The sequence below is a fragment of the Martinezella tropici genome, assembly GCF_008370325.1.
Classification (GTDB): domain Bacteria; phylum Pseudomonadota; class Alphaproteobacteria; order Rhizobiales; family Rhizobiaceae; genus Rhizobium; species Rhizobium tropici_B.
Genome location: NZ_VNIP01000011.1, coordinates 357810 through 377708, shown reverse-complemented (window position 1 = coordinate 377708; position 19899 = coordinate 357810). Strand labels below are relative to the sequence as shown.

Genomic DNA, 19899 nt, shown 5'->3' with positions numbered 1-19899 from the left:
GCTGCTCGCCGCTATAGCTCGCTTATGAGATTGCGCAGCGACATCTTTGTTTCCGCTCTTATCCGCCGCCTGTTCGCCCGTGGCGATTTTGCCGCCGTCGAGCGAAAGGGCGAGGAGCACGCCGGCGCGATCTTCATTCGGCAGCGTTTCCGCGATGGCACGGAAACCCTCTATGCGCCCGCTCCGCAGAGCCTGTTCGATGAGGAGGAGAGCGGAACACGGCTCTTCGAAGTCCGCATCGAGCGGAAGGAGCCGCAGGATATTCGTGAGACCCTCGATCGCGAGCTGAAGTTCGATCCGGATTTGTGGGTCGTAGAGCTGGAGACGGACGATATCGCCGATATCGTCCCTTTGGCCGGTTTCCGCGCCAATCCGCTGGATTGACCCGTCTTTATCGCCGGTTTGCCACCCGCAATTCGCGGATGGAGCCAGACTTCGCACCAAATAATGGCGCTGTGGGCCGTTGTGTCGGCTTTTCCTCCGGCAGATAGGTGTAGCTGTCGGCGCGACGCCACACCTCGACGCGGGCCTGGCTCTCTTCCGCATCGATGTCGTCGAGCACCAGCCATGCCCGGCTGACGCTGCCATGCCGTTCCGCCAGATGCGGATAGAAGCGCTCGAGTGAATAGACGGCATCCGCGATACCCATGCCGAGGCTGACGAGCGTGACCGCAAGCTGCTGGCCCGATGTGTCGAGCAGGATGCGCTCCGCGAGCCAGTGGCTGGAGGAGAGCGCGTCGGCGAGCGTTGTCGCAAATTGCCGCGCATCGCGTTCGCGGGCGAAACGCACGAGCAGGGCTTCCTGTGTTTCGCTGAGGCTGCGCAGGCCGAGACGATCCTTGTCGTCGCGGCCCATATGGCGGGCGGCCTGCTTGATCTGCTGACGCAATACCTCTTCGCGCGAAAGCCGCTCGGTTTCCGTTATCTCTGCCTGCGTCGAAACAGCTTCCGTTTGCTGCTCCGCCACCGTCATGCCGCGCTCCGGCTCGGCCTGATGCAGGCCAACGAGAGCGTCGATGACCTTGGGGGAGAGAGACGACCGGCGGACGATGGCCCGCGCATGGGCCGCGCCCTGCGTGCGGGCGATGGTGATCAGCGTATCGTCATCGATCGCCTGCGAGCTCGTGAGGAAAGGGGCGGCGATGGAGATCGGCTGACAACCGATGAACAGCGCAACCGCCTGGGGCACTGTTTGGCATTGGGAGAGGGCGGCGACCGCCTGTCGCTTTGCCTCTTCCGAAGACGCCTGGAAGACGGGCGTGAAAAGCTCGGCGAATTGGCGGAGTTCCGATTTGGATGGGTGTCCCATGCTTTCGAAGCTGGTAATCGTCGCCATCAGAACCACGTCCTTCTTGCGGACTGTCGCAGGCTCTTCAAGGTCTCGAAACCGGTCACGCACGCCAACACCCATACTGATACTCGGAACAAAAAAGCAGGGAGCCGGACGGTCGACCATGGATCCCGCAGCGCTTCTTTCCGATCGTGCCGGACGGTCCTTTCGATGAAGAAGGCGTCTTCGGCGGCAATTGTCGAAACGGGTATGGACACGGTCGTCCTTATCTGGCTTTCGCGAAAGACTAAGGCCGCCAAGGTTAATGGTTCGTGAAAACTTTATTAAAATCCGAATAAAAATTGCGCGTTAAGCTTGCGCGGAGGCAACCGCCTGACATCGGCCATATCCACGGGGATTTAACCGACCAAGCCTCCTGTGGATAACCTTTCGCAGGATGCGCGTCAGTACGGTTTCTCAACCTATAAGGGTATTGACTGAAAGAGGGTTGCCGGAGGCATGCTGCCATGTCCGCGAAATGCAGACTGGGCTTCGGCCGGTGTCATGACAAGAATGAAGATAGTTCAGATGCCTCTATGCTCGCGCATGGCGGCGAGCAGCTTTTCCGAAGTGTTGTAGCCCGATTGAAAGAGGCCGATCGCGGCCGTAGCCGCAAACTCGGCTTCGGCACTTTTTATATCGATCCGCTTTTCCAGGCACCACTTATCAAGCGCACCGCGCAGGACGGTGACATCCTCTGGAGAAAAGACGGAACTGCCCGCCATAGTCATTGGTCGCCCTCGAATTTCAACGTTACAATACGTTAATTTTTCGTGAGCGCAAATAATATTTGTGTGACGTTTTTCTGCAACGGATTGGCTGAATTTCCTTTTGCCGGCAACGTCGTCTATTTACCTAAGGATATGATATCGCTTCATTTCCCAGCAAAATCGGCTCCGACGATTTTTCGCCGGCCGATGAAACCAAAGCCGTCGTCGCAGCGTTATTAGGGCATGACGACTCACGCCAAGGGTGGCGAGCGACGACGATTAGTATTCTGTTAACTGCGATATGTCTGAATTCCGGCTGAAAGCAGCGATTGGCAGAATTGATTGAGTGTAGGGAGAGCATGGAGGTCGCAAGCGGCAGACCATGCCACGGTGTCAGGGAAATGCCGTGAGAAGGCGCGAATGCCTCTATTGCAGCCTAAGGAGCAAGGCTGAAATGGAGGGAAGCGTTGGCCCGCTTCAGCGGCGGGCAGGGTGAAATCAAGTCGCAAGTTCATCCGTCTCGAGACGTAAATGGAGACGAGAATGGCAAAGATCATATCTCTTTCGGATTGGCGATTGCGCATGACGCCGCGCGCCCAGAAGGAACCGGTGGAAGCAAAGATCCTTTTGTTCACCGGCGTGCGCTACGAACATCTGGATACGCCCACCCATCGACCGGGAGCCGGGCCGAAGCGGGCAAAAGGAAAGTAATGTCCGGGCGGGGGCGCGTCCATGCGCGCATCTCCTGGTTGCCGCTATAATTCAGCGGTCTCCCATCGTGGCGAGCCGGCGCGTAAGATCGCGCAAATCCCTTTCCGCCCGATGCTAGTTATCTCCGCGCCGATCATCTCAGCCATTATCAAATTCGTCGCAACCCGCTTCCGATAGGAACTCGCGGGCGGCGTTATCAAAGCTGCCTTGTGGCGCCATCGTATGCAGCACCGCATAGCCTTGGGCACGCGGCACTTCCACCAGGATCGATTGGGCAAGGGCTGGCGGCAACGCCTTGCGTATGCCCGTGAGCTGGACGGGAGATGCGAGCAACAAGTCGAGTGCGCCGCCGACGGATGTGCGGTCGCTCATGCTGAATACTTCATTCGATGCGGCATCATAGACGGCGAGCGACCAGAAAGGCACTTTGCCTTTCGCGGTCAAATGAACGGGGGTGTCTTCGATGTCGAATGCGCAGACGGCCGTGCGGATATAGGGATCGGTGTTGGAAAGCCCCGCCTCGTCATCCTTGTCGTCGAGCATGTAGAAATGGTTCTCGTCGCCCTCGTCCGATACGCGGGTATAGGCATCGCGGTCGGAAAAATGCGGCAAGGAGAGAATAATGACAATGTGTAGCAGCGCCGCGCCGAACAAGCCGGTCAGGATCGCGAAAACGAATCTAAACATTGCCGCACCCGATTTTTTCGAGTTTTGGCATGCCGAGATCGATCAGGCCGGAATTGCCGGCCGCCGGCGAATCCAGCAGCGTCCACACGAGACGGAAATTGCCGGCGGCAGGCAGGGCGAGCCAGTTGCCCGCCTTGGCATTGGGTGAAACCGTGATACTGAAGCTTGAATCCGTATTGCGCAGGACGATCCATGAATTGATGGTCGAAGGGCGTCCGCCGGCGCCTTCGATCGGTTGCCCGTCATTGCCGGCGATGAACAGTGTCCAGAGCCTCGCGGGCGGCGTCTGACCGCTGATGCGATAGCTGCAAGATGCCGTCAGCCGCGCGCCGGCATCGTCATCGGAGGCGGTAAACACGAGCCCTTCCGCGGTGCCATAGAGCAAGCGTCCGGCGCGAGCTCTATGGGATTTCGCATAAGGGTCCGCATCGGCCGTCTGCATTTCCGGAAAGGCCTGCCAGGCACCGAGCTTGATCGCGCCGAAACCGGAGGTCGCATCCAGCGCCAGGAGCGTGAACACGATCCCGCCGCCAAAGGCGATGACAAGCGAAAGCGCAACAAGAAGGGGAACTCGGAACACCCTGGGATCGTCCTCGTGACAAATCAGTATCGATTTATTCCTGATTCTGTCGGCAGGGGGAAGGGCGAGCCGCTTTCAGGCGGCAGTCATACAGAATGCCCCGGGTGAGCGAACAAAGCAGCTTTTGGCCGGAACATCAGCTGCTGTCGGACCATTCGCCAGTCGGCCGGCCCTGTTGCGACCGCGACATATTCCCTCATATTTTCGTTGGAAAATCCGCGCCGAGGCTGCTTATGCGGCCTCCGCCTTCATCTCTGCTTGGATAATCTCTATTCCGCCGTCGCCACCTTCTGCACGCCGAGCCGGTTCGCGGCCCTCAGTCTTTCGCCGATATCGCGCAGGATGTTCGTGGAATCCACCGAAAGCGAGCGCGGCCGCATGAGGGGAGGCAGGCTGGGAGTGGAGGCATCGGCCGGCTTCTTAGCTGCAACGGTTTGCGGCTTCTGCACCGGGAACGGGTTGCTGATGCCGGGGATGGGTTTCAGCACGATGCCCTGTTGCGCATAGTCCATGATCTTCTTGAAGGTCATGGCCGGCAGCGTGCCGCCCGTCATGTTGTTCGTCGACGTATAATCGTCGTTGCCGAACCAGACGGCACAAGTGTAGTTGCCAGTAAAGCCGATGAACCAGGCATCGCGATAGGCCTGCGTGGTGCCGGTCTTGCCGCCGACCACGATGCCGTTATCGAGTGCTGCCCTGCGGCCGGTGCCGATGACCGGCACCTGCGTCAGCATTTGGTTCATGTAGGACGTGGCTTTTTCGCTGAGGACGCGCTTGGCCGGTTGCTCGTCGTGACTGAAATCGTAGAGCACCTTGCCGTCATAGCCGGTGATTTGGTCGATGCCGTGACGCCGCGACTGCACGCCGTTGGCCGGGAAGACGGCATAGGCCGTCGCCTGGTCGAGAACGGTCACCTCCGAGGTGCCGATCGGAATGGTCTTGTCGTTGCGGATCGGCGTTTCCACGCCCATGGCCTTGGCCATGTTGCGAATGGGCTGGATGCCGAACTTCTCCTTCGCCAACCGCACCGGGATGGTGTTGATCGATTGCGTGATCGCCTGCGTCAGCGTCACCTTGCCTTCATAACGATTTTCATAATTGTGCGGGCTCCAGTTGCCCCAGGAAATCGGCGCGTCGACGATGGTGGATGTCGGCGTCATGCCGTTTTCCATCGCGACCGAATAAGTGTAGATCTTGAAGGAGGAACCCGGCTGGCGTAGCGCCTTGGTCGCGCGGTTGAACTGGCTTTCGCCGTAGTCGCTGCCGCCGACCATGGCGCGAACGGCGCCGCCATTTTCGATCATGACGCTGGCGCCCTGCTTGGCATGGTAACGTTCGCCGAATTCCATCAGGCTGGATTGGACGGAATCTTCCGCCGCCTTCTGCAGCCCCATATCGATGGTGGTCCGGACGATCAGCGAGCGCTCAGGGAACCGCGTCGCGAGCCGCTGCACTTCGTCGAAGGCCCAGTCGAGGAAATAGTCCGGGGATTCGATCTGGGCGCGGTCGACGATGGAGGCCGGATTGCGGCGTGCGGCGATCACCTGCCCCTCGGTCATCAGGCCGCTTTGAACCAGGTTGGAAAGCACATCGTTGGCGCGGGCGCGGGCGGCCGGCAGATTGACGTGCGGCGCATATTTCGCCGGCGCCTTGAAGAGGCCGGCAAGCATCGCAGCCTCCGCCAGATTGACGTCGGTGATGCTCTTGCCGAAATAGAATTGTGCGGCTGCCGCCGCGCCGAAGGTGCCGCCGCCCATGTAGGTGCGGTCGAGATAGAGGCTCAGGATCTCCTTCTTGGAGAGATTGGCCTCGAGCCAGATCGCCAGAAAGGCTTCCTTGATCTTGCGCTCGATGGAGCGCTCGTTGCTGAGAAAGATATTCTTGGCAAGCTGCTGGGTCAGCGTCGAGCCGCCCTGGACGACGCCGCCGGCTTGCGCGTTCACGGTCACCGCGCGGAACAGGCCGATCACGTCGATGCCGAAATGGTCGAAGAAACGCCGGTCCTCGGTGGCGAGCACCGCCTTGACGAAATAATCCGGCAGCTGGTCGACCGGCACTGAATTCTCATGAATGATGCCGCGGTGGCCGATGACGTTGCCGTAGCGGTCGAGAAAGGTGACGGCGAAATTGCCGCGATTGCGCCAGTCGCCCTGCGTCGCCTCGAAGGCGGGCATCGCAAGCATCAGCATTACCACCGAACCGGCCGCACCCAGCGTCAGACCTTCGCCGAGCAGCTCGAAAACGATGCGTTTCCAGCCGCGCACGCGGAAGCGGCGGAAGAAGATCGTGATCTCCTCCCAGGCTTCCGCAAGGCCAAAACCGGCATTCCATAAGGTGGAGTCGATCCATGAATCGAGGCGCAGAAAGAAATAGCGTTTCCGCCGCTGCGGCTTTTCGGCCCGGCTGTCCTTCTGCGTCTCAGGCTCCGCCTTCGGCCCGTTTTCTGGATTGGATGGGTCTTCCACGCTCTACTTCCCGACCACATTATTGCTGCATGCTTCCTTGTGGCACACACAAAGCTCATTATCTCATAGAACGGCTATTTGAATAATTGGTTGATTTAGAGAAAAGAACAAGAGACATGCATGCCGCAGCCCGAATTCTCCCTGTCGGGTGGCGAGGAAGACGATGATGACAGACGAATTACCCTTCTGGAAAACCAAGACCCTGGCGGAAATGAGCTCGCCGGAATGGGAAAGCCTGTGCGACGGCTGCGGCCTCTGTTGTCTCAACAAACTCGAGGAATGGGATAGCGGCGATGTCTACTTCACCTCGATCCGCTGCAAGCTGATGGATGGCGAGAGCTGTCGTTGCACGAGCTATCCGAACCGCTGGGATTTCGTCCCCGACTGCGTGCAGTTGACGCCGGAGAAGGTTCCGGAGCTGGCGTGGCTGCCGCCCACCTGCGCCTACCGCCTCGTCAATGAAGGCCGCGATCTCTACTGGTGGCATCCGCTGATCTCGGGCGATCCGGAAACCGTGCACATCGCTGGCGTTTCCGCCCGTGGACGCACGGTCAGCGAGAACGATGTCGATCTCGACGATTTCGAGGATTACGTCGTCGATTGGCCGTTGACGGTCGAAGACGACATGGAACCTAATCCTCCGGCAAAACCATAGATTTCGGCGCCACGTTTTGCCATGCGCGCTGCATCAGCGCCTTGATCGTCGCATGATCGGCGTCGTGATGAAACAGCCGCGTAAAGCCCTTCAGGCCCCAACCGCCCGGCACGGCCATGACGTCGCCCGGCATGGTTGCCAATGCCATTTGCTGCTGGTCGGGTGTCAGCTTGACGACGCAGAAATCGGGGCTCGGAAGGGTCATGAAGATCTTGCCCCGAACACGAAAATCGCGGGTTCCGAAGTGTGAGCTCTCTGCTGCCTCCGGCAGGCCAAGGGCAACGGATATAAGGTCCTCGTCGGTCATGGCCGCGATGATAACACGCCTCGCCACCATGCGATAAATGGCAGTCTGCATGGCCTGCGACGAAACGATCCCGCCCGCAAAACGGTCAGTTTATTGAATTGCGCCTGTACGCATGGTATCGCGCCATGCCTTCGCATATGCACAAGGAGCCGCCGCGTGATCCGTCATATCGTCTTCTTCACCGTTCCTGATCGCGCCAATCTCGAAGAGGTCCGCTCCGGCCTCTCGATCCTGACAGACATTCCACATGCGCGGCTCTTGGAAATCGGCACGAATGTGAAGACCGACCAGCTCGGAACCGAAGTCGATCTTGTCGTCTATGGCGAATTCGATGACGAGGCGGCGCTTGCAGCCTACAAGGCGCATCCAAACTATCAGCGGTCCATCGAGCGTGTTCGTCCGCTGCGCGAGATGCGGATCGCTGCCGACTACGAGACCGCGACGGCTGTTCGCGAGCCGTTTTGAACGCGCTGCGCCGGGGCCGGTCCCGCCAAGCATTTTAACGGCAAGTATTTCAACGGATTGAGCATTCGAGCGGAATCGGATTGTCGGTGACCGGATTCTTTTCATGAGGCTCTTCAATCAGCCTTCGAAGTTGCGGGTTTGATTTCAGAAGAAATCGCCTCAAGCGATTCAAAGGACTCAAGGAAATCCCAGCGCCTCACCTCGGCAAAGCGCCTGAAGGCCGGTTTGCAGCGGCCCATGGTGGCGTGCCTGCCCATCTCGCACCCACGGGCAGATGATAAGCAAGAATGATTAAAAATGGCTGAGCTTGCAGCTCGAAGAAGGGTATTTCGAAGCCAAATACGCGCCGTCGCGGACATATCGCTGATAGATTGTATCGATGCGGGGCGGTAGAACGCCAATCGGTTGCCGTCGTGGCAAGGTCGCCACTTTGCATTCAATTATTTCAAATGGTTAAGGCGCAGATTGCGTGCCTTGCCTGCTCAGTAGGCCGAAAATTACAGCCCATTCATTTGCCATTCAGACGTGTTTGGGTAAATAATCACCAAGTTAATATCCCCGTGGGAAGTCCGAAGCATGGCCTCATTTTCAAGCATAGCAGCGGCGGCTCTCGTCATGGCCGGCTCGGCTGTTCTGCCAGCGCCGACGTCGACCCTGGTTGCTCGTGCCAACAGCGACTGCAGCGAGGCCGCGGCCGAGGTCGTCGAGAAGACCGGCGGACAGCTTCTATCCGCACAACCCTCAGGCGACAGCTGCATCATCACCGTTCTCGTGCAGGGCAATGGGCAGCGCCCGCGCAAGGTGACGATGAAAGTGCCGATGTGACGCGGGGCACGTGAGGCGGCGACGTGCAATTGACACTCTAAAGCCTTGAATCCCACACAAAATCTTATTGTTTCCATGATTCCACTGCAGCACGATTTACAGTACTGTTTCTCGAACGGGGAAATTGGGTCCAGACATGCGCATTCTCATAGTCGAAGACGATATCAACTTGAATCGCCAGCTTGCCGAAGCCTTGAAGGAGGCAGGTTATGTTGTCGATACGGCCTTTGATGGTGAGGAAGGCCATTTCCTCGGCGATACCGAACCCTATGACGCGATCATTCTGGATATCGGCCTGCCTGAAGTGGATGGCATCACCGTACTGGAGAAATGGCGCGGCGCCGGGCGCACGGTGCCGGTGCTGCTTCTGACCGCCCGCGACCGGTGGAGCGACAAGGTGGCGGGCATCGATGCCGGCGCGGACGACTATGTCGCCAAGCCTTTCCATGTCGAAGAAGTGCTGGCCCGCATCCGCGCGCTTATCCGCCGCGCCGCCGGCCATGCCTCCTCGGAAATCGTCTGCGGCCCGGTGCGGCTCGATACCAAGAGCTCGAAGGCGACCGTCGACGGCAAGCCGCTGAAGCTCACCTCCCATGAATATCGCCTGCTTGCCTATCTCATGCATCACAAGGGCGAGGTCGTCTCGCGCACCGAGCTTGTCGAACATATGTACGACCAGGATTTCGACCGGGATTCCAACACGATCGAGGTTTTCGTCGGTCGTTTGCGTAAGAAGATGGGTGTCGATCTGATTGAAACGGTCCGTGGCCTTGGTTACCGAATCCAAGCTCCGACCAATGCGAATTAAGTCGCTCACCGCTCGCGTCCTGCTGCTGACCACACTCTGGTCGGCCGTAGCGCTGGTGGTGATCGGCCTCGTCATCTCGAATATCTATCGCAAGAGTGCCGAGCGCGGTTTTCAGGACCTGTTGCGGGCACAGCTCTCCAGTGTGGTCAATTCGGTCACGATCGGCGATCAGGGTGGGCTAACAGGCAATCCGCAGCTTGGCGACCTGCGCTTCGCTCAGCCGAAGACCGGCTGGTACTGGATAGTCGAGCCGCTCGGCACCTATACCGCGACGCCGCTGGTATCGCCGTCGCTAGGCGCGTCGAACCTGCCGGTGCTGTCGGTGCTGGAGGCACCCTTCGACAAGTACTACCAACGCTATTACATCGTCACGGATGCTTTCGGAAACCGCGTGCAGGTGGCTGAAACCGAAATCCAGTTCGATACGGACCACGCGGCCCGGTTTCGCGTCACCGGCAATGTCGCCGTCGTCGAGGACGATGTTCGCAATTTTTCCCACAGCCTCTATTTCGCGCTGGTCGGCTTTGGCGTCGGAAGCTTGATCGTCAATGCGCTCGCCATTCTCTATGGTCTAAAGCCACTCGATAAGGCCCGCGCCGCCCTGGAGCGCATTCGCGCCGGCGAAAGCGAGCGTCTGCAGGGCGATTTCCCACGCGAAATCCTGCCGCTTGCCAACGAGGTCAATGCGCTGATCGAAAGCAACAGGCGTATCGTCGAGCGCGCCCGCATGCAGGTCGGCAATCTCGCGCACTCGCTGAAAACGCCGATCGCGGTGCTACTTAACGAATCCCGCGTGCTCGAGCGCTCGCATGGCGATCTGGTGAAGAACCAGGCCGAAGCCATGCAGGGGCAGGTGCAATCCTATCTCAATCGTGCCCGCATCGCCGCACAGCGTGAATCCGTGCTGGCGCGCACCGAGGCCGAGCCGGCGCTCGAGCGGCTTGTCCGCGTTATGCGGCGGTTGAATTCGGACAAGGAATTCGAGCTGTCGGTTACTCCCAATCTGGCGCTTGCCATGGAGCAGCAGGATCTCGAAGAGACGGTTGGCAATCTCCTCGAAAACGCCGCCCGCTTTGCCGAGCGCAAGGTGCGCCTGGTTGCAAACGAGGCACCGGTCGAGGTCAAGGGCCTCGATCCGGCGCGGCGTCATTGGGTGGAACTGGTGGTTGAAGACGATGGCCCCGGCCTAGAGCCGGATCAGATCCGCGAAGCCATGAAGCGCGGCCGCAGGCTGGACGAGAGCAAGCCCGGGACAGGACTTGGCCTCTCGATCGTCAGCGAAATCACCAATGAATATCAAGGCCGATTCGAACTCTCCCGGGGCACCTGGGGCGGGCTTCGGGCGAGCCTAATTTTGCCGGGCCTGATGAAGGATGTTGCGTGAGGCACGGCATGATGCCAAAAGACGCTGTGGGTCATGATGATGCCGCAGCGCAGTACCTATGGTTTTGCTTTTTGATACTGGTTCGGTTGTATGAAGCTTCGCACCTTTTCTCTGGTCGCTCCCTCTCTTTTCGCTGCGCTTGCGCTTTCTGGTTGCTCGACGACGAGCGGCTTGGGGGGCGGCAAGAGCCTGTTTTCGTCTGCGAAGCCTCCGGCCTCAGCAACCTTCATCAATGCTCTTGATGGTGGCATCGTAGAGCGCACCGGCGTCAAGCTCAGCGACAACGACAAGCAGCGTGCGCTGGAAGCGGAATATCGGGCGCTTGAGACCTCGCCACTTGGCCAACCCGTCGCTTGGAAGGGCAGGGATGCCAGCGGCGAAGTCGTCCCCGCCGCACCTTATCAGGTCGGCTCGCAGAATTGCCGGCAATATACACACACCGTCACTGTCGACGGCAAACCCACGATGGCAAGGGGGGCGGCCTGCCGCAATGACGACGGCACCTGGACGCCGCTCGATTAATGCAATTCCAGGAAAAGTGCGCAGCGGTTTTCCGTCCGGAATCGCGTAAAAACAAAAAGATGGAGCATTTCGCGATTCGAAGAAAAGCGGGAAGGCTCCAGGTTTTTACGCCGAAAGGCGCGGCCAAACGCCTCAAATCTTCGTCAGAAGGCCTTTCTCGGTTGGAATAAGCGCCCTGTTAAAGTATTGGGCGTGTATGCTGTTCTGGATTCTCGTGGCCGTTCTGACGGCCGTTGTCGGCGCTGTGCTGCTCTATCCCCTTCTGCGTGGTGCAAGGGAGGCGGATGACTGTCGTTCCGGAGAGACCGAGGTCTATCGCGATCAGCTCCGCGAACTGGACCGAGACCTCGCCGGCGGCCTGATTTCCGCCGGGGAGGCAGGCTATGCCCGTGCGGAGATCGGCCGACGCCTTATCGCAATTGCTAAAGATGGGGCAATTGCCAAGGATGGGAAGGCGGCGGCGAAATTGCCGGCGCACGGCAATTATCGCCTTGCCCAGGCCTTCATCATCGTCATTCTTCCGGCAGTCGGGCTCTGTCTTTACCTTGCGAACGGCAAGCCGGGATTGCCGGCGCAGCCTCTGGAAGCGCGGCTCGAGAAGCCCGGAAACGATCTCGCCATCTCGATCGTTAAGATCGAGCAGCATCTGGCCAAGAACCCGGACGACGCAAAGGGCTGGGAGGTCCTGGCGCCGATCTATTTCAAGACCAACCGCATCGGCGATGCTGAGCTTGCCTATCGCAACGTCATTCGCCTGGAAGGGCCGAGTGCCGCTCACCTCGGCGATCTGGGCGAGGTGCTGGTCGTCAAGGCCGATGGCGTCGTGACCGCCGAGGCGCGGGGCGTGCTGCAGCAATCGCTGGCGCTCGATGCCGCCAATCCGCGCACGCTGTTCTATCTGGCGCTGGCGCTGGAACAGGAGGGCAAGGCAGCCGATGCGAAGGCCGCCTTCGAGGCACTGGCGAAACAATCGCCGCCGGACGCGCCGTGGCTTGCCGCCGTCAATGAGCATATCATCAAGAATGGCGGCCAGGCGATAGCAGCCGCCAATGGCAACGCACCCGGCAATCCGACAGCGGAGGACGTCGCCGCGGCGAATGCGCTCAGCAGCGGCGATCGCCAGCAAATGATCCGCGGCATGGTCGATAGCCTTGATGCCAAGCTCAAGGAGGATCCGAAGAATTTCGAAGGCTGGATGCGGTTGATCCGCTCCTATGCCGTATTGAACGATCGGGATCGCGCTGCGGATGCCTTGAAGCGAGGCCTTGCGGCCTTTCCGGCCAATGGAGGAGAGGGTCAGCAGCTTCTGGCGCTGGCTAAGGAATTGGGACTGCCGACGGAGGTGACGCAGCAATGACCCGCAAACAGAAACGTCTGGCAGTCATCGCCGGCGGCATGGGTTTCATCGCGGCCGCCGTGCTGCTGGTGCTGTTCGCCTTCAGCCAGTCGGTCGCCTATTTCTACATGCCGGCGGATCTGGCGAAGACCCCGGTCAATGCCGGGACGCTGATCCGCCTTGGCGGCCTCGTCGGCGAGGGGTCGATCGTGCACGGTCAGGGCACTGAGGTACAGTTTTCCGTTACCGACGGCACCGATACGATCAAGGTCAAATATGATGGCATCCTGCCGGATCTCTTCCGCGAAGGGCAGGGTGTGGTGACTGAGGGCAAATTCGAGCCGGGCAGCGGCGTTTTCGTTGCCGACAGCGTGCTCGCCAAGCATGATGAGCGCTACATGCCGAAGCAGGTCGCCGACGAGCTGAAGGCCGATGGCGTGTGGAAGGGCGAGGAGGCCACCCGATGATCATCGAGCTCGGACATTATGCCCTAGTGCTGGCGCTCGCGACGGCGCTCGTCGTTTCCATCCTTCCTGTGATCGGCGCACGGCGCGGCGACGTGTCGATGATGGATATCGCGCCGGTCGGCTCGATCGTCACGTTCCTGCTGGTCGCCTTTTCCTTCGGCGCGCTGACCTACGCCTATGTCGCCTCCGATTTCTCGGTGCTCAACGTCTGGGCCAATTCCCATTCGCTGATGCCGCTGATCTTCAAGATCTCCGGCGTCTGGGGCAATCACGAGGGATCGATGATGCTCTGGCTGCTGATCCTGGCGCTGTTCAGCGCGCTTGTCGCGCTGTTCGGGCGCAATCTGCCCGATGTGCTGCGCGCCAATGTGCTGGCCGTGCAATCGTGGATATCGTCGGCCTTTCTAGTCTTCATCCTGCTGACTTCCAATCCTTTCATCCGCCTCGACCCGGCTCCGGCGGAGGGCAAGGATCTCAATCCCGTGCTGCAGGATATCGGTCTCGCGATCCATCCGCCCTTGCTCTATCTCGGCTATGTCGGCTTTTCCGTCTGTTTCTCTTTCGCCGTCGCGGCATTGCTGGAAGGCCGCATCGATGCCGCCTGGGCGCGTTGGGTCCGCCCGTGGACGCTGGCAGCCTGGAGTTTCCTGACGCTCGGCATCGCCATGGGCTCCTATTGGGCCTATTACGAGCTTGGCTGGGGCGGCTGGTGGTTCTGGGATCCGGTGGAAAACGCCTCCTTCATGCCCTGGCTTGCCGGCACGGCGCTGCTGCATTCGGCTGTTGTCATGGAAAAGCGCGATGCCTTGAAGATCTGGACCGTACTGCTGGCGATCCTCACTTTCTCGCTGTCGCTGCTCGGCACATTCCTTGTCCGCTCGGGCGTGCTGACCTCCGTCCACTCCTTCGCCAGCGATCCGACCCGCGGCATCTTCATTCTCTGCATTCTTCTGATCTTCATCGGCGGGGCGTTGTCGCTCTTCGCCTTCCGCGCGCCGAAACTTGCCGCCGGCGGATTGTTCGCGCCGATCTCGCGCGAGGGCGCACTGGTGCTGAACAACCTGATCCTGACGGTCGCCTGCGGCACGGTACTGACCGGCACGCTCTATCCGCTGGCGCTCGAAACGTTGACCGGCGACAAGATCTCCGTTGGTCCGCCCTTCTTCAACATGACATTCGGATTGTTGATGGCGCCGATCCTCGTTGCCGTGCCGTTCGGCCCGCTGCTTGCCTGGAAGCGCGGTGACCTGCTCGGCGCATTGCAGCGGCTCTATGTCGTGGCAGGGTTGGCCTTCATCGCAGGATTGGTTCTATTTTACATCAGGCATGGCGGCCCGGTCCTTGCCGTCCTCGGCCTTGCCGCCGGCTTCTTCCTGATCTTCGGCGCCTTGGCCGATCTCTGGTATCGCGCCGGTGTCGGCAAGGTGGCTGCGAATGTGGCCTGGTGGCGCCTCGGCGGGTTGCCGCGTTCGGCTTTCGGCACGGCGCTGGCGCATGCGGGCCTCGGCATTACTGTCCTTGGTATCATCGCGGTGACGACCTTCGAGGGCGAGAACATCACCAGCATGAAACCGGGCGAGACCGCTGAGCTCGGCGGCTACAGCCTGCGCTTCGAGGGCGTGCAGCCCGGTGTCGGTCCCAATTTCACCGAGGATCGTGCCCGCTTCACGGTCAGCCGTGGAGGGGTTGCCTTTGCGCAAATGTCCTCCGCCAAACGTGTCTTCACCGCGAGCCGTACGGCGACCACCGAATCCGGCATTCTGACCCTTGGGCTCAGCCAGCTTTATGTGTCGGTCGGCGATGCGAGCAAGGATGGCGGCATGGTCGTGCGCATCTGGTGGAAGCCCTTCATTCTCTGCATCTGGATGGGTGCGCTGGTCATGGCGATCGGCGGCTTCGTGTCGCTCAGCGACCGCCGCCTGCGTGTCGGTGCCCCCAGCCGCAGGGCGAAGCCGGCTCGCCCGGCCATGGAGCCGGCTGAATGATGCGTTTGACCATCCTCCACAGGAATAGCGGGGCCGGGAAGAAGGCAGGGGTGTTCGCTCGCCTGCTTATGCTGCTGGCATTGCTCTTTGCCGCGGCCCCTGCCTTTGCCGTCAATCCCGACGAGGTTCTGCTCGATCCGGCTCTCGAGGCGCGGGCGCGCACGATTTCGGCCGAACTGCGCTGCATGGTCTGCCAGAATCAATCCATCGATGATTCCAATGCCGATCTTGCCCGCGACCTGCGCCTGCTCGTGCGCAAGCGCCTTGCCGACGGCGATACGGATCGGCAGGTGCTCGACTACATCGTTTCCCGCTATGGCGAGTTCGTGCTGCTCAAGCCGCGCTTGAGCGAGAAGACCTATATACTCTGGGGCGCGCCAGTTGCGCTCTTCGTTGTCGGCGGATTGGCCTTGGTTGCCTATGCGCGGCGCCGTTCCGGCAAGCCCACCGGCAAGCCTCTGAGCAACGAGGAAGAGGCGCAATTGAACGAGATCCTGGAAAAGTGACGCCGCCCGTCATTCCTTCACCTCCCCGTCATTCCTTCACCTCATTGCCACCATTTCTTTACATTACGAATTTTTCATGGGGCGGACAGTTCGCCGTAAGGTGTCGCGCCCTATATATTTTATCACCACGAGCCAAAGCCGGTTTCGCCGGCGCAAATCCGACGAGAAAAGAAAAGGTAACTTGCATATGTTCAGGAATATCAAGGACAGCCTGTCCCGCAGCACCGCTATGAAGGCCTCGGTCGTCGCCGGCCTCGCTGTTGCTGCTCTGGCCACGGGTGTTCCGGCCGAAGTCAGCCGTTCCTATGCCGATGCCGTCAATGTTCAGGCGCCGCAGGTTCCGAGCTTTGCCAATGTAGTCGATGCCGTGTCGCCGGCCGTCGTCTCGGTGCGCGTCGAATCCCGCGTCAATGCCGCTGCGGATGAAGACGACTCTTTCGGTCTCGGCCGTGGCTTCGATGACCTTCCGGATGATCACCCGCTGAAGAAGTTCTTCCGCCAGTTCGAGCAGCAGCAGGGCCGCGGCCAGCAGCATGGCCAGAACCAGCAGAAGAATCCCGATGACAAGGGCCACCTGCGCCCGGTCGCTCAAGGGTCGGGCTTCTTCGTTTCGGAAGATGGCTATATCGTCACCAACAACCATGTTGTGTCCGACGGCGCGGCCTTCGTCGTCATTCTCAATGACGGCACCGAGCTCGACGCCAAGCTCGTCGGCAAGGATTCACGCACCGATCTCGCAGTCCTGAAGGTCGATCCCAAGGGCAAGAAGTTCACCTATGTCGGCTGGGCCGATGACGCCAAGGTTCGCGTCGGTGATTGGGTCGTTGCCGTCGGCAATCCGTTCGGCCTCGGCGGTACCGTCACCGCGGGTATCGTATCGGCTCGCGGCCGCGACATTCATTCCGGTCCCTATGACGATTACATCCAGATCGACGCACCGGTGAACAAGGGCAACTCCGGCGGCCCGACTTTCAACCTCAACGGCCAGGTGGTCGGCATCAACACCGCCATCTTCTCGCAGTCGGGCGGCAGCGTCGGCATCGCCTTCGCAATTCCGGCGACGACCGCCAAGGATGTCGTAGCCGACCTCATCAAGTCCGGCACCGTCTCTCGCGGCTGGCTCGGCGTGCAGATCCAGCCGGTCACCAAGGATATCGCCGAATCCCTCGGCCTTTCCGAGGCAAGCGGCGCACTCGTCGTTTCCCCGCAGGACGGTTCGCCCGGCCAGAAGGCCGGCATCAAGAATGGCGACGTCGTGACGGCGGTCAATGGCGATCCGGTCAAGGATCCGCGCGATCTCGCTCGCCGCATCGGCGCGATGCAGCCAGGTTCCAAGGTCGACGTTTCGATCTGGCGCGCCGGCAAGTCGCAGTCGGTCACCGTCGAGCTCGGCACGCTTCCGGCCGATCAAACCCAGGCCTCCAGCGAGGACTCGCAGCCGAACCAGCCGCAGCAGCCGTCCTCTGAAAAGGCGCTCGCGGATCTTGGCCTCACCGTCGGCCCGTCCGATGATGGTAAGGGCGTCGCGATCACCGCCGTCGATCCCGATTCCGATGCCGCCGACAAGGGCGTGAAGGAGGGCGAGAAGATCACCTCGGTCAACAACCAGCAGGTCTCCAGCGCCGGCGACATCGTCAAGGTCATCGAGCAGGCGAAGAAGGACGGTCGCACCCGCGCCCTGTTCCAGATCCAGTCTGGTGACGGCAGCCGCTTCGTTGCTCTGCCGATCAACGCCGGCTGATCCCTTCAGCGTGTGAAATGCATTCAAGAAGCCGCGCAGACCACGGCTTGCGCGGCTTCTTCTTTAGGGCAATTCCAGGAAAAGTGCTGAGCGGTTTTCCGTCCGGAATTGCGGGAAAACAGAGCGATAGGGCGGTTCCGAGATTTCGTGAAAAGCTGAACCGGTCCAGGACATTCAATAAGGCTGGCTCCAAGGCAGGTGCAAGATGACAACCACTGGCCAACACGCCGTGAATTCTTCCGATTCCGGTTGTGCCGAGACACCCTCGGCGGGTAATGTCGCCCACATGAAGATTCTGATCATCGAAGACGATCTCGAGGCGGCTGCCTATCTCACCAAGGCGTTTCGCGAGGCCGGCATCGTTGCCGATCACGCAAGCGATGGCGAGAGCGGTCTCTTCATGGCAACCGAGAACACTTACGATGTCGCTATCATCGACCGCATGCTGCCGCGCCGCGATGGGCTCTCCGTCATCAGCGAGCTGCGCCGCAAGGGTGTGCATACGCCGGTTCTGATCCTTTCCGCGCTCGGTCAGGTCGACGATCGCGTCACGGGCCTGCGCGCCGGCGGTGACGATTACCTGCCGAAGCCCTATGCCTTCAGCGAACTTCTGGCGCGCGTCGAAGTGCTCGGCCGCCGCAAGGGCACGCCGGAGCAGGATGTCCTTTATCGTGTCGGCGATCTGGAACTGGACCGGCTTTCGCATGAGGTGCGTCGCGGCGGCAAGGAAATCCCGCTGCAGCCGCGCGAATTCCGCCTGCTGGAATATCTGATGAAGAATGCCGGCCAGGTCGTGACCCGCACCATGCTGCTCGAGAATGTCTGGGATTATCATTTCGATCCGCAGACGAACGTCATCGACGTCCATGTTTCGCGCCTGCGCTCCAAGATCGAGAAGGATTTCAGCCAGCCGCTGCTGAAGACGATCCGTGGCGCCGGATACATGATCAAGGACGAGGGATGAGTCGCTTCCGCGTCCTCTTCAAGTCCACCGCCGTCCGCCTTTCCGCCCTTTACATCCTTCTTTTTGCGCTTTGTGCCGCGACGCTGGTCTTCTACGTCACGGCCATGTCCGAACGGTTGCTGACGGGGCAGATCCGCGATGCCGTTCAGCAGGAAGTCAATCAGGTCAAGCGCGCCTATGACATCGGCGGGCTGAACCTGCTTCTGCGCACGATGGAGCGCCGAGCCCGTCAGCCGGGCGCCAACCTCTATGTCATTGCCGGTCCTTCCGGCGACATTCTGGCCGGCAACGTCGCCTCCGTGCAGCCGGGCGTTCTCGGCCAGGCCGGCTGGACGGAGCTGCCCTTCGTCTACGAGCGCTACACGGACGCTTCCAACGATCCGGAGCGGCGCCATCTGGCGATCGCCAATATCTTCATCCTCGACAACGGCCTGCGCATCCTGATCGGCCGCGATCTGGGCGAGCCGGAGCGCTTCCGCTTGCTGGTGCGCCAGGCGCTGATGCTGGCGCTGGCGATCATGGGCCTCGGCGCGCTGGTCATCTGGTTCGGCATCGGCCGCAACGCGCTGAAGCGCATCGACCGGATGACGGATGCCAGCCGCAAGATCATGGCCGGCGACCTTTCCCAGCGCCTGCCGGTCGGCGGCTCCGGCGACGAGTTCGACCGCATGTCGGCGTCGCTGAATTCGATGCTCGAGCGCATCGAGAAACTGAACGAAGGGCTGCGGCAGGTCTCCGACAATATCGCGCATGACCTCAAGACCCCGCTCACACGCCTGCGCAACAAGGCTGCCGATGCACTCGACAATGCCGATAGTGAAGGGCGTCGCGTCGCTCTCGAGGGCATCATCGGCGAGTCCGATCAGCTGATCCGCACGTTCAATGCGCTCTTGATGATTTCCCGCGTCGAGGCGGGATCGGTGGCCGCCGAAATGACCGATGTCGATCTCTCCTCCATCGTCGCCGATACGGCCGAACTCTATGAGCCGGTTGCCGAAGAGGCCGGCCTGGCACTGACGGCGGATATCGAGCCTGATGTCGAGGTGCAGGGCAATCGCGAGCTGATCGGCCAGGCGCTTTTCAACCTCATCGACAATGCCCTCAAATACGCCTCGGGCTGCAACGGCAAGCAGGCGATAACTTTCAGGCTAGCGCGCACGCCCGAAGCGGTGACGCTCGCCGTTGCCGATCATGGGCCAGGCATTCCCGCCCATCAGCGCGCCGATGTGATCAAGCGTTTCTTCCGCCTGGACGAAAGCCGTTCCAAGCCGGGAACCGGCCTTGGCCTCGCTCTGGTCGAGGCGGTCATGGAGCTGCATGGCGGCCGGCTGGAGCTTTCCGATACCGATCCCGACAGTCCCGATGCCAAGGGATTAACGGTCACCATGATCTTCCCCATGCAGAAACAATAGGTTAATCCTGCACGAGAGCCGGATGATTTTAGGTCGAAA

At 60.5% G+C, this 19899-nt stretch carries 21 protein-coding genes; 15 read left to right on the top strand and 6 right to left on the bottom strand.

The genetic code is table 11. The annotated features are described in order from the left end of the window. Positions 1–24: 24 nt before the first annotated feature. Complete coding sequence (locus FP026_RS22690; protein WP_149636841.1) at positions 25–384, top strand: DUF1491 family protein; 360 nt, start codon at positions 25–27, stop codon at positions 382–384. Positions 385–391: 7 nt separating this feature from the next. Here the strand turns inward: FP026_RS22690 and FP026_RS22685 are convergent, their stop codons facing one another. Together FP026_RS22685 and FP026_RS22680 are read right to left on the bottom strand one after the other, a co-directional pair. Continuing rightward, positions 392–1399: a DUF2336 domain-containing protein gene (locus FP026_RS22685; protein WP_432444147.1), complete on the bottom strand. Its 1008-nt coding sequence runs from the start codon at positions 1397–1399 to the stop codon at positions 392–394. A 455-nt stretch (positions 1400–1854) separates the two neighbouring features. Beyond that, entirely contained in the window at positions 1855–2061 is a 207-nt protein-coding gene (locus FP026_RS22680) for a hypothetical protein (protein ID WP_149636839.1), read from the bottom strand. Positions 2062–2583: 522 nt separating this feature from the next. Between FP026_RS22680 and FP026_RS30315 the strand changes: the two genes are divergently transcribed. Then, a complete protein-coding gene (locus FP026_RS30315; RefSeq protein ID WP_169644805.1) occupies positions 2584–2751 on the top strand; it encodes a hypothetical protein in 168 nt (55 codons plus the stop codon). 138 nt (positions 2752–2889) lie between these two features. On the opposite strand, the gene FP026_RS22675 is transcribed toward FP026_RS30315, so the two are convergent. From FP026_RS22675 to FP026_RS22665, 3 genes are all read right to left on the bottom strand, one after another. After that, positions 2890–3438: a DUF1254 domain-containing protein gene (locus FP026_RS22675; protein ID WP_149636838.1), complete on the bottom strand. Its 549-nt coding sequence runs from the start codon at positions 3436–3438 to the stop codon at positions 2890–2892. Continuing rightward, positions 3431–4018 (bottom strand): DUF1214 domain-containing protein, encoded by a 588-nt coding sequence (locus FP026_RS22670; protein WP_149636837.1) that lies wholly within the window; start codon positions 4016–4018, stop codon positions 3431–3433. Before FP026_RS22670 ends, FP026_RS22675 begins: the two co-directional genes overlap by 8 nt. 269 nt (positions 4019–4287) lie before the next feature. Then, positions 4288–6483 (bottom strand): transglycosylase domain-containing protein, encoded by a 2196-nt coding sequence (locus FP026_RS22665; protein ID WP_149636836.1) that lies wholly within the window; start codon positions 6481–6483, stop codon positions 4288–4290. A 166-nt stretch (positions 6484–6649) separates the two neighbouring features. Here FP026_RS22665 and FP026_RS22660 point away from each other — a divergent pair, with 166 nt between their 5' ends. Then, the gene (locus tag FP026_RS22660) at positions 6650–7138 is read left to right on the top strand and encodes a YcgN family cysteine cluster protein (RefSeq protein WP_149636835.1); all 489 of its coding nucleotides are present in this window, start codon (positions 6650–6652) and stop codon (positions 7136–7138) included. Here FP026_RS22660 and FP026_RS22655 read toward each other — a convergent pair. Then, complete coding sequence (locus FP026_RS22655; RefSeq protein ID WP_432444142.1) at positions 7116–7496, bottom strand: MmcQ/YjbR family DNA-binding protein; 381 nt, start codon at positions 7494–7496, stop codon at positions 7116–7118. The two genes, FP026_RS22660 and FP026_RS22655, sit on opposite strands and share 23 nt — an antisense overlap. Positions 7497–7601: 105 nt before the next feature. Here FP026_RS22655 and FP026_RS22650 point away from each other — a divergent pair, with 105 nt between their 5' ends. The 12 genes from FP026_RS22650 (at position 7602) to FP026_RS22590 (ending at position 19860) form a co-directional block, all read left to right on the top strand. After that, positions 7602–7910, top strand: coding sequence for a Dabb family protein (locus FP026_RS22650; protein WP_149636834.1), 309 nt, complete (start codon positions 7602–7604; stop codon positions 7908–7910). 576 nt (positions 7911–8486) lie between these two features. Beyond that, positions 8487–8735 carry a hypothetical protein gene (locus tag FP026_RS22645; protein WP_149636833.1) on the top strand — a complete coding sequence of 83 codons (249 nt, stop codon included), beginning with the start codon at positions 8487–8489 and terminating at the stop codon, positions 8733–8735. 136 nt (positions 8736–8871) lie between these two features. Beyond that, entirely contained in the window at positions 8872–9543 is a 672-nt protein-coding gene (locus FP026_RS22640) for a response regulator transcription factor (RefSeq protein WP_149636832.1), read from the top strand. After that, entirely contained in the window at positions 9533–10927 is a 1395-nt protein-coding gene (locus FP026_RS22635; protein ID WP_149636831.1) for a sensor histidine kinase, read from the top strand. Before FP026_RS22640 ends, FP026_RS22635 begins: the two co-directional genes overlap by 11 nt. Positions 10928–11017: 90 nt before the next feature. Next, entirely contained in the window at positions 11018–11449 is a 432-nt protein-coding gene (locus FP026_RS22630) for a hypothetical protein (protein WP_149636830.1), read from the top strand. A 196-nt stretch (positions 11450–11645) separates the two neighbouring features. Further along, a complete protein-coding gene (gene ccmI, locus FP026_RS22625) occupies positions 11646–12806 on the top strand; it encodes a c-type cytochrome biogenesis protein CcmI (protein WP_149636829.1) in 1161 nt (386 codons plus the stop codon). Beyond that, entirely contained in the window at positions 12803–13252 is a 450-nt protein-coding gene (gene ccmE, locus FP026_RS22620; RefSeq protein WP_149636828.1) for a cytochrome c maturation protein CcmE, read from the top strand. Before ccmI ends, ccmE begins: the two co-directional genes overlap by 4 nt. Continuing rightward, positions 13249–15237: a heme lyase CcmF/NrfE family subunit gene (locus FP026_RS22615; RefSeq protein WP_149636827.1), complete on the top strand. Its 1989-nt coding sequence runs from the start codon at positions 13249–13251 to the stop codon at positions 15235–15237. The genes ccmE and FP026_RS22615 overlap by 4 nt, the downstream gene beginning before the upstream one ends. A 50-nt stretch (positions 15238–15287) precedes the next feature. Then, positions 15288–15743 carry a cytochrome c-type biogenesis protein gene (locus FP026_RS22610; RefSeq protein WP_149637177.1) on the top strand — a complete coding sequence of 152 codons (456 nt, stop codon included), beginning with the start codon at positions 15288–15290 and terminating at the stop codon, positions 15741–15743. A gap of 187 nt (positions 15744–15930) precedes the next feature. Continuing rightward, the gene (locus tag FP026_RS22605) at positions 15931–17484 is read left to right on the top strand and encodes a Do family serine endopeptidase (RefSeq protein ID WP_149636826.1); all 1554 of its coding nucleotides are present in this window, start codon (positions 15931–15933) and stop codon (positions 17482–17484) included. 205 nt (positions 17485–17689) lie between these two features. Continuing rightward, a complete protein-coding gene (locus FP026_RS22595) occupies positions 17690–18448 on the top strand; it encodes a response regulator transcription factor (RefSeq protein ID WP_149636824.1) in 759 nt (252 codons plus the stop codon). After that, complete coding sequence (locus tag FP026_RS22590) at positions 18445–19860, top strand: sensor histidine kinase (protein WP_149636823.1); 1416 nt, start codon at positions 18445–18447, stop codon at positions 19858–19860. Before FP026_RS22595 ends, FP026_RS22590 begins: the two co-directional genes overlap by 4 nt. The last annotated feature ends 39 nt before the right edge of the window (positions 19861–19899 follow it).

Bases quoted from the DNA above. Each gene is read 5' to 3' on its own strand.
- FP026_RS22690 (WP_149636841.1), top strand. From the start codon at position 25: ATGAGATTGCGCAGCGACATCTTTGTTTCCGCTCTTATCCGCCGCCTG.
- FP026_RS22680 (WP_149636839.1), bottom strand. From the start codon at position 2,061: ATGACTATGGCGGGCAGTTCCGTCTTTTCTCCAGAGGATGTCACCGTC.
- FP026_RS30315 (WP_169644805.1), top strand. From the start codon at position 2,584: ATGGCAAAGATCATATCTCTTTCGGATTGGCGATTGCGCATGACGCCG.
- FP026_RS22675 (WP_149636838.1), bottom strand. From the start codon at position 3,438: ATGTTTAGATTCGTTTTCGCGATCCTGACCGGCTTGTTCGGCGCGGCG.
- FP026_RS22660 (WP_149636835.1), top strand. From the start codon at position 6,650: ATGACAGACGAATTACCCTTCTGGAAAACCAAGACCCTGGCGGAAATG.
- FP026_RS22655 (WP_432444142.1), bottom strand. From the start codon at position 7,496: ATGCAGACTGCCATTTATCGCATGGTGGCGAGGCGTGTTATCATCGCG.
- FP026_RS22645 (WP_149636833.1), top strand. From the start codon at position 8,487: ATGGCCTCATTTTCAAGCATAGCAGCGGCGGCTCTCGTCATGGCCGGC.
- FP026_RS22640 (WP_149636832.1), top strand. From the start codon at position 8,872: ATGCGCATTCTCATAGTCGAAGACGATATCAACTTGAATCGCCAGCTT.
- FP026_RS22635 (WP_149636831.1), top strand. From the start codon at position 9,533: ATGCGAATTAAGTCGCTCACCGCTCGCGTCCTGCTGCTGACCACACTC.
- FP026_RS22630 (WP_149636830.1), top strand. From the start codon at position 11,018: ATGAAGCTTCGCACCTTTTCTCTGGTCGCTCCCTCTCTTTTCGCTGCG.
- ccmI (WP_149636829.1), top strand. From the start codon at position 11,646: ATGCTGTTCTGGATTCTCGTGGCCGTTCTGACGGCCGTTGTCGGCGCT.
- ccmE (WP_149636828.1), top strand. From the start codon at position 12,803: ATGACCCGCAAACAGAAACGTCTGGCAGTCATCGCCGGCGGCATGGGT.
- FP026_RS22615 (WP_149636827.1), top strand. From the start codon at position 13,249: ATGATCATCGAGCTCGGACATTATGCCCTAGTGCTGGCGCTCGCGACG.
- FP026_RS22605 (WP_149636826.1), top strand. From the start codon at position 15,931: ATGTTCAGGAATATCAAGGACAGCCTGTCCCGCAGCACCGCTATGAAG.
- FP026_RS22595 (WP_149636824.1), top strand. From the start codon at position 17,690: ATGACAACCACTGGCCAACACGCCGTGAATTCTTCCGATTCCGGTTGT.
- FP026_RS22590 (WP_149636823.1), top strand. From the start codon at position 18,445: ATGAGTCGCTTCCGCGTCCTCTTCAAGTCCACCGCCGTCCGCCTTTCC.